The sequence below is a fragment of the Duganella sp. AC917 genome (genome assembly GCF_979258245.1).
In genome coordinates this window covers 3,906,609-3,920,891 of sequence record NZ_OZ409848.1, presented here as the reverse complement: position 1 = coordinate 3,920,891, position 14,283 = coordinate 3,906,609, and the positions used below count along the sequence as shown (strand labels likewise).

At 63.4% G+C, this 14,283-nt stretch carries 12 protein-coding genes and 1 tRNA gene; 7 read left to right on the top strand and 6 right to left on the bottom strand.

What is annotated here, in order from left to right; all coding sequences use genetic code 11:
• Nucleotides 1-238: 238 nt before the first annotated feature.
• On the top strand, nt 239-1,339 hold the full coding sequence (locus ACZ0BA_RS16920) for a porin (protein ID WP_463452377.1): 1,101 nt from the start codon (nt 239-241) through the stop codon (nt 1,337-1,339).
• Between the two features lie 21 nt (nt 1,340-1,360).
• On the opposite strand, the gene ACZ0BA_RS16915 is transcribed toward ACZ0BA_RS16920, so the two are convergent.
• Nucleotides 1,361-2,251, bottom strand: a complete 891-nt coding sequence (locus ACZ0BA_RS16915; RefSeq protein WP_463452376.1) for a LysR family transcriptional regulator — start codon at nt 2,249-2,251, stop codon at nt 1,361-1,363.
• Nucleotides 2,252-2,355: 104 nt separating this feature from the next.
• On the opposite strand from ACZ0BA_RS16915, the gene ACZ0BA_RS16910 reads away from it, so the two are divergent.
• Nucleotides 2,356-3,522 (top strand): mandelate racemase/muconate lactonizing enzyme family protein, encoded by a 1,167-nt coding sequence (locus tag ACZ0BA_RS16910; protein WP_463452375.1) that lies wholly within the window; start codon nt 2,356-2,358, stop codon nt 3,520-3,522.
• A 213-nt stretch (nt 3,523-3,735) separates the two neighbouring features.
• Here the strand turns inward: ACZ0BA_RS16910 and ACZ0BA_RS16905 are convergent, their stop codons facing one another.
• Together ACZ0BA_RS16905 and ACZ0BA_RS16900 are read right to left on the bottom strand one after the other, a co-directional pair.
• Nucleotides 3,736-5,043 carry an ATP-binding protein gene (locus ACZ0BA_RS16905; protein ID WP_463452374.1) on the bottom strand — a complete coding sequence of 436 codons (1,308 nt, stop codon included), beginning with the start codon at nt 5,041-5,043 and terminating at the stop codon, nt 3,736-3,738.
• Nucleotides 5,040-5,777, bottom strand: a complete 738-nt coding sequence (locus tag ACZ0BA_RS16900) for a response regulator (RefSeq protein ID WP_463452373.1) — start codon at nt 5,775-5,777, stop codon at nt 5,040-5,042. The genes ACZ0BA_RS16905 and ACZ0BA_RS16900 overlap by 4 nt, the downstream gene beginning before the upstream one ends.
• A 162-nt stretch (nt 5,778-5,939) precedes the next feature.
• On the opposite strand from ACZ0BA_RS16900, the gene ACZ0BA_RS16895 reads away from it, so the two are divergent.
• Genes ACZ0BA_RS16895 through ACZ0BA_RS16880 form a run of 4 tightly spaced genes read left to right on the top strand, consistent with a single transcriptional unit; the run spans nt 5,940 to nt 8,717 of the window.
• Nucleotides 5,940-6,656, top strand: a complete 717-nt coding sequence (locus ACZ0BA_RS16895; RefSeq protein ID WP_463452372.1) for a cytochrome c biogenesis CcdA family protein — start codon at nt 5,940-5,942, stop codon at nt 6,654-6,656.
• Nucleotides 6,657-6,658: 2 nt separating this feature from the next.
• Nucleotides 6,659-7,207: a thioredoxin family protein gene (locus tag ACZ0BA_RS16890; RefSeq protein WP_463452371.1), complete on the top strand. Its 549-nt coding sequence runs from the start codon at nt 6,659-6,661 to the stop codon at nt 7,205-7,207.
• Nucleotides 7,208-7,237: 30 nt separating this feature from the next.
• The gene (locus tag ACZ0BA_RS16885) at nt 7,238-8,257 is read left to right on the top strand and encodes an alpha/beta fold hydrolase (RefSeq protein ID WP_463452370.1); all 1,020 of its coding nucleotides are present in this window, start codon (nt 7,238-7,240) and stop codon (nt 8,255-8,257) included.
• 40 nt (nt 8,258-8,297) lie between these two features.
• A complete protein-coding gene (locus ACZ0BA_RS16880; protein ID WP_463452369.1) occupies nt 8,298-8,717 on the top strand; it encodes an organic hydroperoxide resistance protein in 420 nt (139 codons plus the stop codon).
• A gap of 44 nt (nt 8,718-8,761) precedes the next feature.
• On the opposite strand, the gene ACZ0BA_RS16875 is transcribed toward ACZ0BA_RS16880, so the two are convergent.
• Together ACZ0BA_RS16875 and ACZ0BA_RS16870 are read right to left on the bottom strand one after the other, a co-directional pair.
• Nucleotides 8,762-9,628, bottom strand: a complete 867-nt coding sequence (locus tag ACZ0BA_RS16875) for a PEP-CTERM sorting domain-containing protein (protein WP_463452368.1) — start codon at nt 9,626-9,628, stop codon at nt 8,762-8,764.
• Nucleotides 9,629-9,656: 28 nt separating this feature from the next.
• The gene (locus tag ACZ0BA_RS16870; RefSeq protein WP_463452367.1) at nt 9,657-10,535 is read right to left on the bottom strand and encodes a PEP-CTERM sorting domain-containing protein; all 879 of its coding nucleotides are present in this window, start codon (nt 10,533-10,535) and stop codon (nt 9,657-9,659) included.
• 310 nt (nt 10,536-10,845) lie between these two features.
• Here ACZ0BA_RS16870 and ACZ0BA_RS16865 point away from each other — a divergent pair, with 310 nt between their 5' ends.
• The gene (locus ACZ0BA_RS16865; RefSeq protein ID WP_463452366.1) at nt 10,846-13,995 is read left to right on the top strand and encodes a S8 family serine peptidase; all 3,150 of its coding nucleotides are present in this window, start codon (nt 10,846-10,848) and stop codon (nt 13,993-13,995) included.
• A gap of 106 nt (nt 13,996-14,101) precedes the next feature.
• On the opposite strand, the gene ACZ0BA_RS16860 is transcribed toward ACZ0BA_RS16865, so the two are convergent.
• Nucleotides 14,102-14,178, bottom strand: a tRNA-Pro gene (locus ACZ0BA_RS16860).
• Nucleotides 14,179-14,283 lie beyond the last annotated feature (105 nt).

Genomic DNA, 14,283 nt, shown 5'->3' with positions numbered 1-14,283 from the left:
ATGATCGTCATATAGTCGAAGCCAAAAGGAAATCTCTTGTCTGTTACCGCTTGCAAACGGACTATCCGCCAGCGCCGGACTGACGCTTTGCTAATAAAATTGTCTTTAATGAAATTACAGTTATCCTAGGTTCATATTATCTGTCCGGTTTGTTGGTTGTCCTGTACAATAATTTCGCAATTCGCCGTGAGGGATTGCAAGGGAGGTCACCCATACGAACGCTATTGGATACGATGTAATGAACAACAAGACATACGCCTGCGCCATCGCCTGCCTCGGCAGCCTGGCGGCCCCTACCGCGATGGCGCAAAGCAGTGTGAGCCTTTACGGATTGCTCGATAGCGGCGTGGTCTACACCACCAACGTCAACGCGGCCGGTGACTCGGTCGCCAAGGTGCCCACGCTGACCGGCAGCATGCCGTCGCGGGTCGGCTTCCGTGGCGTTGAAGAGCTCGGCAGCGGGTTGCAGGCGGTGTTCACGCTGGAGGCCGGACTCCACGTCGACAATGGCTTGATGGGGCAGGGCGACCGGCTGTTCGGCCGCCAGGCCTCCGTCGGCCTGCGCGGCCCTTACGGCACGTTGACACTCGGCCGGCAAGTGAACATGACGTCCGTCGCGCTAGCCAAGTCGGATGTGCTGGGCCCCAGCCTGTTCAGCCTGGGGAGCATCGATCCATACATCCCCAACGCCCGCACCGACAATGCGATCGGCTATCTCGGTAATTTCGGCGATTTCACGCTCGGCGCCACCTACAGTTTCGGGCGCGACGGCTCGGCCGCCGGCGGGCCGCCTGCCACCAATTGCCCCGGCGAGGTGGCCGGCGACGCGAAAGCCTGCCGTCAGGCGACGGCCATGCTGGGCTACGACAATGATCGCCTGGGCGCCACCGTCAGCTACGACATCATGTACGGCAACGCCGGTGCGGCGGCGGGACTGACCACCAGCGACAGCAACGACCGCCGCATCACCTTGAACGGCTATGCGATGGTGGGGAAGCTGCGCCTTGGCAGCGGCATCATCGCGCGCAAGCGGGTGGCAGCCACGCGCGTCAACGACCTCGAATCGAACTTGTACTATTTGGGCGGCACCTATCCGCTGACACCGAGCTTGACGCTGGATGCCCAATTATCGCGGCTGGAGATCAAGGGTAGCGACAGCGACTCGACCCTGGCCTCGCTGCGCTTTACCTATTCCCTGTCGAAACGCACGGCGGTCTACTGCCTGCTTGGTCGGATGAACAACGCCGGCCGTGCCGCCATCCCGCTCGATGTCGGCGGTACGGTAGGGCAGGGGCTGAACCAGTCGGGCGTGGCCACAGGTATTCGTTACGCGTTTTGATGTCGCGCTGGCGCCTCCCGCTCAGCGGAATTCTTCCGCGATAAAGTCGATGAATGCCCGCACCTTGGCCGGCAGGTTGCTGCGGCTAAGGTAGTACAGGTAAAGGTCCGCGTCCGGCAGCCTGTAGTCCTTCATGATCTCCTTCAGGCGGCCGCTCTCCAGGTATTTCGCGACATCCCACTCGGAGCGCTGCACGATGCCGTGGCCGTCCAGCGCCCAGTTCATGACGATGTCGCCGTCATTGCTCGATACCGCGCCGCGCACCTTCACCAGCTCCACCGCTTTGCCTTTTTGTAGCCGCCACGTGCCGTACACGTCGTCGTTTTGGCGGTGCAGGATGCAGCGGTGCTGGTGCAGTTCCGCCGGATTTTGCGGCTCGCCGGCTTTTTTCAGATACGCCGGCGACGCGCACAAAAACCGTTTGTTCGACATCAGCTTGCGCGCGGTCAGGCGCGTGTCCGGCAGCTCGCCGAAGCGGATCGCCAGATCGTAGGCCTCCTCCACCAGGCTGATAGGACGGTCGGTCAGGTGCAGTTCGACTTCCACGTCCGGATAGGCATGCGCGAAGCGCGAAACGATCGGTGCGATGCGCGTGCGGCCGAAGCCGGGCGTCGCGTTCACGCGCAGCAGTCCCTTGGGCGCGGCGCGGCCGCTGGAAACCGATTCCTCCATCTCGCGTATCTGGTGCAGGATTTGCGTCGACTGCGCCAGATACGTCTCCCCCTCGTTGGTCAGGCTGATGCGCCGCGTGGTGCGATTGACCAGCCTGACGCCGAGCTTTTGCTCCATCAGGCTCAAGCGTTTGGTGATGGCCGGCGGTGTGACGCCCAGCTCGCGCGCGGTGGCCGACATGCTGCCCAGCTTTGCCAGCAGCACGAAAAACGCCAGGTCGGGTGCCGTTTCAATTTTCATTTAAAGTGAATAAAGGTTTAAATTTAAGTGAATATTAGCAGTTAAATTCAAGAGTAAGCTTGGGTCATCGGCTCAGAACAGTGCCTCACCCCAGGAGACTTACCATGAAAATTGTTGAAATCCGCGAAAAAACCGTCCCGATCAGCTCCCCGATCCGCAATGCCTACATCGACTTCAGCAAGATGACGCTGAGCCTGGTGGCGGTGGTGACCGATGTCATCCGCGACGGCAAGCCGGTGATCGGCTACGGCTTCAACTCGAACGGCCGCTACGGCCAGGGCAAGCTGATGCGCGAGCGTTTCATTCCGCGCATCCTCGAAGCCGATCCGCAAAGCCTGGTCGACGACAGCGGCAACAATCTCGACCCGCACAAGATCTGGAATGCCATGTTCACCAACGAAAAGCCGGGCGGGCACGGCGAGCGTTCGGTGGCGATCGGCACCATCGACATGGCCGTGTGGGACGCGGTGGCCAAGATCGACGGCAAGCCGCTGTTCCAGTTGCTGGCCGACCGCTACGGTGACGGCAAGGCCGACCGCAATATCTTCGTCTACGCAGCCGGCGGTTACTACTACCCGGGCCAGGATCACAACAAGCTCAAGGACGAAATGCGCAGCTACATCGACCGCGGCTACACGGTGGTCAAGAAGAAGATCGGCGGCGCCTCGCTGGACGAGGACCTGCGCCGCATCGACTCGGTGCTGAGCGTGCTGCAGGACGGCCAGAAGCTGGCGGTCGACGCCAACGGCCGCTTCGACCTGGACACCGCGATCCAGTACGCCAAGGCGCTGTCGCAGTACGACCTGTTCTGGTACGAGGAGCCGGGCGACCCGCTCGACTTCGAACTGCAGGCGACCTTGCGCAACTACTACAAGAATCCGATGGCGACCGGCGAAGACCTGTTCTCGATGCAGGACGCGCGCAATCTGATCCGCTACGGCGGCATGCGGTCCGACCGCGACTGGCTGCAGTTCGACTGCGCGCTGAGCTACGGCCTGGTCGAATACCTGCGTACGCTCGACATGTTGCGCGAGCACGGCTGGTCGGCCAAGCGCTGCATCCCGCACGGCGGCCACCAGATGTCGCTCAACATCGCCGCCGGCCTGGGCCTGGGCGGCAACGAATCGTACCCGGACCTGTTCCAGCCCTATGGCGGTTTCCCGGACGGCGTCAAGGTGGAGAACGGCCACATCATGCTGCCCGAGCTGCCGGGCATCGGCTTCGAGGGCAAGGCCGATCTGTACCGCGAGATGGTCAAGCTGGCCGAGTAAGCCCCGGCGCACGGCCCGGCGCGCCCGTTATGCAAGCCAAACCCCGGGGTCAAGTCTGTCATTAAACCCCGGGGTCAAGTCTGTCATTCGGACACGAGCTCGTGCTTATTGGCCCTTTAGGGAAGAGGTCGTGTCCGAATGACAGACTTGACCCCCGAATCGAGGGAAGAGGTCGTGTCCGAATGACAGACTTGACCCCCGAATCGCGAATTGTCAGGTGGGGGTTTCTGATAGTGTCAGGCTGCACTCGAGGCCGCCGTCGGGATGGTTGCGCAGCGTTAGCGTGGCGCCGATGGCTTGCGCCAGCTGCCGCGCTATCGCCAGGCCCAGGCCGGTGCCGCCGGTGTCGCGGTTGCGCGAGGCTTCGAGCCGGTAGAACGGCTGCATGACGTTCTCCAATTCGTTGTCAGGAATTCCGGGGCCGTGATCGCGTATGCGGATCGTCACCTGGCCACCGGTGCGGTCGACTTGCAGGTCGGCCGATCCCGCGTATTTGAGCGCGTTGTCGATCAAATTGCCCAACACCCGGCGCAGCGCGTGCGGACGGGTGGTCAGCGGCGCGCCGGCCTTGCCGTCCAGTTTTACCGGATGGCCGCCGTCCAGATAATCTCCAGCCAGGCTTCCCAGCAGCGAATCCAGATCGACGCTGCACGCTGCCTCCGACGTGCCGTGCAGCGTGCGCGCGTAGGCGACGCCGTCGCGCACCAACATCTCCATCTCGACCAGGTCGCGGTTCATTTTCACGCGTTGGACGTCGTCGTCCATCATGTCGGCGCGCATGCGCATGCGCGTGATCGGCGTTTGCAGGTCGTGCGAAATCGCGGCCAGGATTTGCGTGCGCTCGTTCAGATGGGCGCCGATGCGGTCCTGCATGGCGTTGAAGGCGCGCGCGGCCCGCGCCACTTCAAGCGGTCCATCCTCGGCGACCGGCGCGGCTGTGAGATCGGGACCCAGGCGGTCGGCGGCGTCGGCGAGTTGCGCCAGCGGGCGGGTTGCCAGCCGCACGCCGTACCATGTAACCACGCCCAGTAAAGCGAGCTGCAACAACAACACCGCTGGCAGCCAGGCCGGAATCGGCAGCCCCGATGGCCGCATGTCGATGACCAGCGTGGCGCCGTCGCTCAGCGTAACGTGCGCCTGCACGCGGTTCGGGTGGCCCGGCACGGCGCTGGCGCTGACAGGATACTGCTTGCCGATGGAGTGGACGAAGGATGCCGCGACGCGCTTTGACAGCTCGCTGTCCGGCGCGTGGCCTGCGTCGCCCGGCCCCAATGAGAATCGATAACTACGGCGTTCCAGCTTTGGCAGCCAAGCGGCCCGCTCGTTGGCGGGCAGGTGATCGAGCAAGGCCACCGAGCTGGCAACGTCCTGCTCCAGATAGCCGAGCATCAAGCCAGTGGTCGCTTCGCGCCGTTCGCTGATGATCAGCCAGTACGACATCGCGTGCGCCACCGCCAGGCCGATAAACAGGATCAGCGTCAGGCGCGTGAACAGCGTGCGAGGCCAATGGAGCCAGGTCATGCCGTGCCTCCGAGATCGACCTCGGAAGAGAATACATAGCCTTCGCTGCGCAGGGTCTTGATGTAGCGCGGCTCGCGCGCGTCGTCCAGCAATCGCTGACGCAGACGGCTTACCAGCAGGTCGATCGAGCGGTCGAAGCTGTCCGCGTCGCGCCCTTGCGTGAGGTTGAGCAGCTGGTCGCGCGTCAGCACCCGGCGCGGATGGTCGAGGAACACGCGCAGCAGCCGGTATTCGGCGCCGCTCAGCGACACCACGGTGCCGGCGCTATCCAGCAAATGGCGGCCGACGGTGTCCAGCTTCCAGTCGCCAAAGGTGATGAACTGCCCCGGCTCGTCGATCTGCATATTGGGCGGCAGCATGCGCGCGCGGCGCAGCACGGAGCGGATGCGGGCGAATAGCTCGCGCACGGCGAAGGGTTTGGTCAGGTAATCGTCGGCGCCCATTTCCAGGCCGACGATGCGGTCGGTCTCTTCGCCGCGCGCGGTCAGCATCAGTATAGGCAGCGTGCGCCATTTGCTGGCGCGTAGTTCGCGGCACAAGGTGAGGCCGTCCTCGCCCGGCAGCATCAGGTCCAGCACCAGCAGGTCGAAGTTCTGTTGTTCCAGCAGCGCGCGCATCTGGCGGCCGTTCGCCGCAGTGGTGGCGCGCATGCCGTTCTTTTCGAGATAAGCGGCCAGCAGCTCGCGGATTTCGCGGTCGTCGTCGACGATGAGGATGTGGTCTGTGTTTTCCATGGACGCATCTTAACCCGTGAAAGAGGGCGCCATTGCCCGCTTTGTATCCCAGTGTATCCGGATCGACCTTGTACACACAAGATTGCAAAAGCCGCTGTTTTGGACACAGGCGATACACACCGCACCGGTTAAATGGAGTCTTCCAAAACAGGAGGACAAGCCATGAACAATCTTATCGAACTGCCGCTGGCGACGCTGGCCGGCATCCTGACCATCGCCTCTCCCTGCGTGCTGCCGATCCTGCCCATCGTTTTGGGGAGCACTTTGCCGCAGGCCGACCGCCGTACAAACGGCAGCCGACCGCTGTTCATCGTGGCCGGTTTCGTGCTCACCTTCGCCGCGCTGGGCATGCTGCTGGCCAGCGCCTCGCAGCATGTCGTCGTCGCCCAGGAGACGCTGCGCCTGGCCGGCATCGCCATGCTGATGTTGACCGGGTTGCTGATGCTGTGGCGCCAGCCCTACGAATGGCTGATGGCCCGCATGGGCGGCTTCCTGAATCGCGCCGGTCCGTCGGCGAATGGCAGCAGCGGCAACGCCGGCGGCTTTGTTCTCGGTATGTCCCTCGGCGCCGTGTGGACGCCCTGCGCGGGTCCGGTGCTGGCATCGATCCTGGTGCTGGTCGCCAAGGCGCAGGACATCGGCTGGTCGGCCACGCTGCTGCTGATGTACGCCCTGGGCGCCGGCATACCGATGCTGGTCATCGCCTACGGCGGCCAGTTCATGGCGACACGGGTCCGGGTGCTGGCGCGCCACTCCCATCGCCTGATTCAGATATTCGGTGTGTTGATCCTGCTGACCGGCCTTGCCATCTACCTGCAATACGACGTTGTGATCTACGCGGCCCTTGCCGACTTTTTCCCCACCCTGAAAGGATATTGAACATGAAATCGATATTGAATAAAACGCTGGCCGCTATCGCTTTGTCTACCGTGACCATGACCGCGACCTTGACCGCCTCCGCCGCGCCCACGCCCACGCCGATGACGGCACCGGAATTCACCGGCATCCAGAAATGGCTCAATAGCGAGCCGCTGACCGTCGGCCAGTTGCGCGGCAAGGTGGTGCTGGTCGACTTCTGGACCTACACCTGCATCAACTGCATACGCACGCTGCCCTATGTGAAGAGCTGGCACGAGAAGTACAAGGACCAGGGACTGGTGGTGGCGGGCGTGCATACCCCTGAATATCCGTTCGAGCGTTCGACGGACAACGTGAAGACCGCCATCAAGCGCTTCGGCATCACGTATCCGGTCGCGCAGGACAACCAGTACGCCACCTGGGGCGCCTACAACAACCAGTATTGGCCAGCGGTCTACCTGATCGACAAGCAGGGCAAGGTGGTGTACCAGCACTTCGGCGAAGGCGCCTACGCGGCGACCGAGGCGAAGATCCGCACGCTGCTGGCCGAACCGGCGGTCGCGTCCCGGTAATCCTTTTTCATCCCATCGACAGGAGTCATCATGACCGAACCAACCAATATGAAACGTCGCGGCTTTCTGAACACGGCCGCGCTGGGACTGGCCGCGAGCCAGATCGGCTATGCGGGCGGCGCGTTTGCCGCCACGGTAGCGCCGGCGAACGCCTTCCCCGCGATCCGGCAAATCAACGCCGGCCTGCTCGACGTCGGGTATGTCGACATGGGGCCTTCGGACGGCATGCCGGTACTGCTGCTGCACGGCTGGCCCTACGATATCCATGCCTTCGTCGACGTCGCGCCGATCCTGGTCGCGGCGGGATATCGCGTCATCATCCCGCACCTGCGTGGCTATGGCAGCACGCGGTTCCTGTCGCCAGAGACGCCGCGCAACGGACAGCAGGCGACTTTCACCGTCGATGCCGTCGCCTTCATGGACGCGCTGAAGATCGACCGCGCCATTGTCGCCGGTTTCGATTGGGGCGCCAGAATCGCCGGCACGTTGGCCGCACTGTGGCCGCAACGCTTCACCGCGCTGGTGGCGGTCAGCGGTTACCTGATCGGCAGCCAGGAGGTGAACCGCGCTCCGTTGTCGCCAAAGGCCGAGCTGCAATGGTGGTATCAATATTACTTCGCCACCGAGCGCGGGGAACTGGGCTACCGCGCCAACACCCACGCGTTCGCGCGCCTGATTTGGGAGCTGGCCTCGCCGCAATGGAAATTCGACGACGCCACGTTCGCCCGCTCCGCCGCCTCGCTCGACAATCCGGACCATGTCGCCATCTCGATCAGCAACTACCGCTGGCGGCTGGGATTGGCGCCGAGCGAAGCGCGGTATGACGATCTGGAACGGCAACTGGCGCGCTTCCCCGACATCGGTGTGCCGACCATCACGATGGAAGGCGACGCCAATGGCGCCCCGCACCCCGATCCAAAGAACTACGCGAAGAAATTCACGGGCAAGTACGAACACAGGTTGCTGACCGGCGGCATCGGCCACAACCTGCCGCAGGAAGCGCCGCAGGCTTTTGCGCGGGCCATTCTCGATGTGGCGAAGTTGAACTGAGCCGCATACACATTTTTACTCACACATAAAGGAAACGATCATGAACCACGCTGAAAAAACCCTCTACACCGGCAGCATCCACACCACGGGCGGCCGTGACGGCGCCGCGCGCAGCACGGATGGACGCCTGGATATCAAACTGTCTTCGCCAGGCTCGCCGGGCGCGGGCACCAATCCCGAGCAATTGCTGGCGGCGGGTTGGTCGGCCTGCTTTATCGGCGCGATGGGGCTGGCGGCGGGCCAGCTGAAGGTGGTACTTCCCGCGGAGCTGTCGGTGGATACCGAGATCGATTTGTGCCACGGGGAGGGCGGCTACTTTCTGCGGGCGCGGTTGAATATCAATATGCCCGGCGTGCCGCGTGACGGCGCCCTGGCCGTGATCGAGAAGGCGCATCAGACCTGCCCCTACTCGAAGGCGACACGCGGGAATATCGATGTCGCGATCGAGTTGACAAGCTAAACAGTGTTCATGAAGCGGGGTCGCCCAGGAGACGACCCCGGGATTTACTTCCCGGCCTTGCGACGCACTGCGGCGATCAGGGCAAGTCCGGCCAGCATCATGCCGTAGGTTTCCGGTTCAGGCACCGGCGACACGCCGTCCCAGACCGACGACTGGCCTTGGCTCAGAGCCACTCCCTGCAGCCAGGCATCGGCGACGGTCGAACCGTAATTGATGAACGAGGAGGACAGCAAGCCCGACCAGCTGTCGCTAACGCCCGACACGGTGTTGTCGTCGTTGACGTAATACTCGGCCAGTGCCGCGTACTCCTGCGCGTCGTTCTGCCAGATGCCGTTGACGGCCCCACCGGCGTTCAGCAGGACGCGGGCATAGCCGTATTCGGCCATGTCGGCGTCCAGGTTGTAGCCCATGCTGGTGTTGGCCTTTACACTGGCGACGACGCTAAAAGTAACCCGGGTCATGGGCGACAAGGTGAACGAGCTGATACCGTTTCCGTTATACGCCTGGCTGAAATAACTGCCATACCCATCCACGCCGCTTTGCGCAGCGCCGTGCGTCGTCATCGCGGTGAATCCGGCCGCGTTGGCGGCCGTGGTCACGCTGGCGCTCGTGGTCGACCATGCGGTATCGATTTGCTTCGACAACAGGCCATCCTGATGGGGAACGGTGGCGTAGTCGTCGCGGGTGTAGGATTCGTAGACATCGCCCCAGCCCTTGGCTTCGTTGTGCAGGCCGGAGATGCTGTTGGGCGTGAACGACAGCCATGGCGTAATGTCATCGGTGGGGTTCAGGTCGGTCAACGTGATGACGAGGTTGCCCATGGTGGCGCTGCTGGTGGCTGTCGCGAACGCCGGGCCGATCGCGGCCGACAGGCAGACAGCTGCCAGGGTATGCAGTGCAAGACGCTTCATAAATTCTCCTTGATTGAGCAAGCTTGTTTTACGTGCCGGCGCGGCGGCGCGCGGCGGCACCGATCAGTCCCAGGCCGCCGAGCAGCATGCCGTAGGTCTCCGGCTCCGGCACCGCCGTAATCAGCGAGATGCCCTCGATACTGCCGTACGCCCAGAACGCGCCGTCGGTGGTCTCACTGCTCAGGTTGCTGAAACTGGACGAGATCAGGCCGCTCCAGCTATCGTCGCCACCACTCGGGATCACATCGCCGGGATAGCCGACGCTCAGCAGGTGTTCGTGCTGGTCCAGCAGCACGTTTCCGTCGACATCCAAACCGCGCACCTGAAGCCCCAGCCTCGCCAACGCCTGTTCCGCGCGCAGCTCGCCGGCGTTGGTGCCGGGATCGGTGCTGACGCTCATGGCGGCATCCACCGAAAACACCACCTGGGTATTTGCCGATAGCGTGAATTGCCGCAAATCGACGCCCGGCACGTTGGCCGAGCCGTTGAAATAGCTGAGGTGTCCCGGCGTGGACAGTGCGCTGCCCGACAAGTTCATCGCTGCAAAACCGGCACCATCCGCCGACGCGGTGACGCTGGCCCACATCGAGGCCGCCTCGGTTTGGGCGCCGCCAGCGATGTTAGCGCTACCCCAAGCGGCTGATTTATTCAGCTTTTCATCGTGCAGATCGACAAAACTATCGAGCGAACGCCAGGTCTCGACCTCGCCCCTGATCGAGGCGCCGTCGTGAAACTTGGTTGTATCGGGAAGGAACTTGATGCTGGCGGCAACGCCGTCGTCGGCATTCAAATCGATCAATGTCACGGTGAGATTGCCGAAAGTGGCGGTGCTGTAAGCGTTCGCAAAAACAGGACCGGTGGCGGCCACCAGACAGGCGGCTACCATTGCTTTGCGTGCGAGTTTCATTATTGCCCCCTCAGTTAAGAAGTAGCCAAGTATGCCCACGGCGCCAGGGCACGTCTATACGAGCAAGAAGTTTTTGATTTTTACGAGTGGCAAAAATATTGCCCATTCCTGCCCGGAAGGGGCGGGTTTCGCTATGAAACCATCGTTGAAAGGTTATACTTTATGCATCGAAAAACGAATCATTTTTCTGTTGTATTAATGTAACCGAGTAATAACTTTAATTAAATTTATGGTTACATCATCAATGTAATGGGTATAGTTTATAGCTTCATTCTTCCGCAAAACTCATCCCACAACCGGAGCGCTTCAAATGGCAAAGAACCAACTATCGCCGCACCGTCTTCCCACGCAGATGTTGTTAGCGCTAACAGCATTGCTGGCTGTCGCGCATCCAGCGTCGGCCGACGACGGTCGCCGGTCTTACATCGTGCAGCTGTCGGACCAGCCCGTGGCTAACTACGGCGGCAATATCGGCAACATGCGCGCGACGAAAGTCGCGCCCGGCCAGCGACTCGACCTGTCGACCAACGAAGCGCGCCAATACCGAAGCTACCTCGGCACCCGACAAGCCCAGGCCAAGGCGCTGCTGCCGGCAGCCAATATCACGCACCAGTATCAGGTTGTGTTCAACGGCTTTGCCGCGCGGCTGACGGACGCCGAAGTGCGCACCCTCAAGGCCAGCGGCAAGGCGGTCAGCATTACGCCCGATGAACGAAACCGCGTCGTCACCAGCTACACGCCGACTTTCCTCGGCCTCGATCAGCCCGGCGGCCTGTGGGAACAACTTGGCGGCAGACAGCACGCGGGCGAGGACATCATCGTCGGCGTGATCGACACCGGCGCCTGGCCGGAAAACCTGTCCTACGCCGATCGCGTCGATGGCAGCGGCCGTCCCACCTTCGACGCCAGCGGTACGCAGGCGTTCGGGGCACCGCCGGCGCGCTGGAAAGGCGCATGCCAGACCGGTGAAGGCTTCACGGCTGCCGACTGCAACAACAAGCTGATCGGCGCGCGCTATTTCGACGCCGGTTTCCGCGCCAGCGGCTTGCCGATCCACCCGAGCGAGTTCCGGTCGCCGCGCGATTCGTCGAGCGCACCGGCCGGCCTCGGCGGCCATGGTACGCACACGTCGAGCACGGCGGCGGGCAACGACAAGGTGCAAGCGGTCGCTGCCGACGGCACCGCGCTTGGCGTACGCACCGGCATGGCGCCACGCGCGCGGCTGGCGGTCTACAAGGTCTGCTGGAGCTTTAAACCCGCCAATTTCGATCCCGAAAACACCTGCTTCTCAAGCGACAGCGTGGCGGCCATCGAGGCGGCGGTCGCGGACGGCGTGGATGTCCTGAATTTCTCGATCAGCGGCGGCGAAACGCCGGTCGATCCGGTAGAACAGGCGTTCCGCCACGCGGTTGAAGCGGGCGTGTTCGTCGCCGCCGCCGGCGGCAACGACGGTCCGGCCAACCAGGTCAACCACACCGGCCCATGGCTGGCCACAGTGGCGGCGGCAGCCCACGACAAGACCCACACCGCCACCGTCAAGCTGGGCAACGGCAAGACCTACAGCGGCGTCTCGATCAGCGGCAAGCCGTTGCCGGCGACCGCGTTGATACGCAGCGTCGACGCCGTGGCGCCGGGCGCCAGCGCCGATTTCGCGAGGCTGTGCATGAGCGCGGCGGACGTCGGCAGCGCCCAGCTCAACCCGGCCAAAGTGGCCGGCAAGGTGGTGGTCTGCCAGCGCGGCAGCAACGCCCGCACGGCCAAGGCCGAAGCGGTACGCGCCGCCGGCGGCATCGGCATGATCATGCTGGACGACGGCAACGGCCCCGTGATCGACATGTACAGCCTGCCGACAGTCCATGTGAACCAGGAGGACGGCGTCGCCATCGACGCTTACGCCGCGGTCGCCGGCGCCACCGCCGCCCTGTCGGCCAGCGCGCTGACCGACACCTACGGACCGACGCTGGCCGAGTTCTCGTCGCGTGGTCCCAACCGCTTCGACCCCGGCGTGCTGAAACCGGACATGGCCGCCCCGGGTGTCGACATCCTGGCCGGCGTGTCGCCGAGCCTGACCGCCGCCCAGCGCGCCGCCGTCATCGCCGGCACCGGGCCTTCCTACAGCCATTCGGCCTTCATGTCGGGCACCTCGATGGCGACGCCGCATGTGGCCGGCCTGGCCGCGCTGCTCAAGCAGCGCCATCCCGGCTGGTCGCCGGCGGCCATCAAATCCGCGCTGATGACCACCGCCCGCACCGTGCTGCCGACCGCGCTCACCGGCGACCAGGACGGCACGCTGCCCTGGGGCCAGGGCGCCGGCCTGGTGGTGCCGAACGTGGCCGCCGATCCGGGGCTGGTGTACGACATCGCCGCCGGCGATTACCTGAAATACGTGTGCGACATCACCGGCGACACCGCCGACTGCAACACCGGCGCGATCAAAGGCCAGGCGCTGAACCTGGCCTCGATCTCGCTGCCCGGCGTGGTTGGTATTCAAAGCATCACCCGCAGCGTCACCAATGTCGGCGACAAGCCGGCCATCTACACCGCCACGAGCACGCTCGACGGTTTCGACGTCGCCGTGACGCCGTCGACCCTGCAGCTCGCTCCGGGCGAAAAGCAAACGTACGCGGTCAAATTGACGCGGACCAGCGCTTTGCCGGGTGTCTGGAGCACGGGCGAACTGGTGTGGAACGACAGCGAGCACACCGTGCGCAGTCCTCTGCAGGCGCGCTACAACGACGGCGTGTCCGCACCGGAAATAGTCTCCGCCACCACCGTCAGCGGCAGCCGGCAGATCGATGCGCAGACAGGTTTTGCCGGAAAATTGGCGATCGACCGGGCTGGTTTGCGCGAGTACACGCGTCTGGCGCAGACCGTCACCCAGGCTGCGGCGGGTTCGCTCGAAGAGCTGGAAGACATCAAGCAAGCCTGTGTGGCGCGCGGTCCCGGTGTCAAGGCGGTCACGCTGGCCATTCCCGCCAAAACCATCGTGGCGCGCTTTGAAATCAGCAATCACGAGACGGCCGGCGGCGCCGACGATGACCTCGATCTGATGGTGCTGGACCAATGGAACAATGTGGTCGCGTTCAGCGCCCATACCGATTCCAACGAAAGCGTGAGCCTGATTTCGCCGCCGATGGGCGTGTTCAAGGCTTGCGTGCTGGGCTACAAGCTGAAGAATGGCGTGAGCACCAACTACACGCTGTCCTACGCCACCGCGATTCCAAACGACACCAAGGGCGACATGAAAGTCACGGGGCCGGCGTCGGTCCAGGTTGGCGGCACCAGCCCGGTCGTTGTCAGCTGGAGCGGCCTGGCGTTAGGCAAGCATTACCTGGGCGGCGTGCGGATGGCCAATCCGGCCGGCGGCATCACGGCGGTCACCGAGCTCAATATCGACACGCGCGATGTCACGCCGGCAACCGGCGTAGCGGTGGCCAAGCGCTTTAATATGGAGAAGTAAGCTGTCATGCCCGGGCATCGTGCCCGGGCCAGCGGTTTCGGTGAATGGCATCGAACTCTGCTCCCGTGTTGCGGGGCAGGGGCGATTCACCAAGGGAAGGGATTCCTGGTCGGGGTGAGAGGATTCGAACCTCCGGCCTCTGCGTCCCGAACGCAGCGCTCTACCGGGCTGAGCCACACCCCGACTCATGGTGTTATTAAAGCAGATTTTCAGACCCCGTTCAATCGGACTGCGCAGCACTCCCGCTACGTCGCGCCGGTCAAGCCCGGAAGCCTCGGTGTGAATGAA

Excerpts from the sequence above, each read along its gene's own strand:
- ACZ0BA_RS16920 (WP_463452377.1), top strand. The coding sequence starts at position 239 with ATGAACAACAAGACATACGCCTGCGCCATCGCCTGCCTCGGCAGCCTG.
- ACZ0BA_RS16915 (WP_463452376.1), bottom strand. The coding sequence starts at position 2,251 with ATGAAAATTGAAACGGCACCCGACCTGGCGTTTTTCGTGCTGCTGGCA.
- ACZ0BA_RS16910 (WP_463452375.1), top strand. The coding sequence starts at position 2,356 with ATGAAAATTGTTGAAATCCGCGAAAAAACCGTCCCGATCAGCTCCCCG.
- ACZ0BA_RS16905 (WP_463452374.1), bottom strand. The coding sequence starts at position 5,043 with ATGACCTGGCTCCATTGGCCTCGCACGCTGTTCACGCGCCTGACGCTG.
- ACZ0BA_RS16900 (WP_463452373.1), bottom strand. The coding sequence starts at position 5,777 with ATGGAAAACACAGACCACATCCTCATCGTCGACGACGACCGCGAAATC.
- ACZ0BA_RS16895 (WP_463452372.1), top strand. The coding sequence starts at position 5,940 with ATGAACAATCTTATCGAACTGCCGCTGGCGACGCTGGCCGGCATCCTG.
- ACZ0BA_RS16890 (WP_463452371.1), top strand. The coding sequence starts at position 6,659 with ATGAAATCGATATTGAATAAAACGCTGGCCGCTATCGCTTTGTCTACC.
- ACZ0BA_RS16885 (WP_463452370.1), top strand. The coding sequence starts at position 7,238 with ATGACCGAACCAACCAATATGAAACGTCGCGGCTTTCTGAACACGGCC.
- ACZ0BA_RS16880 (WP_463452369.1), top strand. The coding sequence starts at position 8,298 with ATGAACCACGCTGAAAAAACCCTCTACACCGGCAGCATCCACACCACG.
- ACZ0BA_RS16875 (WP_463452368.1), bottom strand. The coding sequence starts at position 9,628 with ATGAAGCGTCTTGCACTGCATACCCTGGCAGCTGTCTGCCTGTCGGCC.
- ACZ0BA_RS16870 (WP_463452367.1), bottom strand. The coding sequence starts at position 10,535 with ATGAAACTCGCACGCAAAGCAATGGTAGCCGCCTGTCTGGTGGCCGCC.
- ACZ0BA_RS16865 (WP_463452366.1), top strand. The coding sequence starts at position 10,846 with ATGGCAAAGAACCAACTATCGCCGCACCGTCTTCCCACGCAGATGTTG.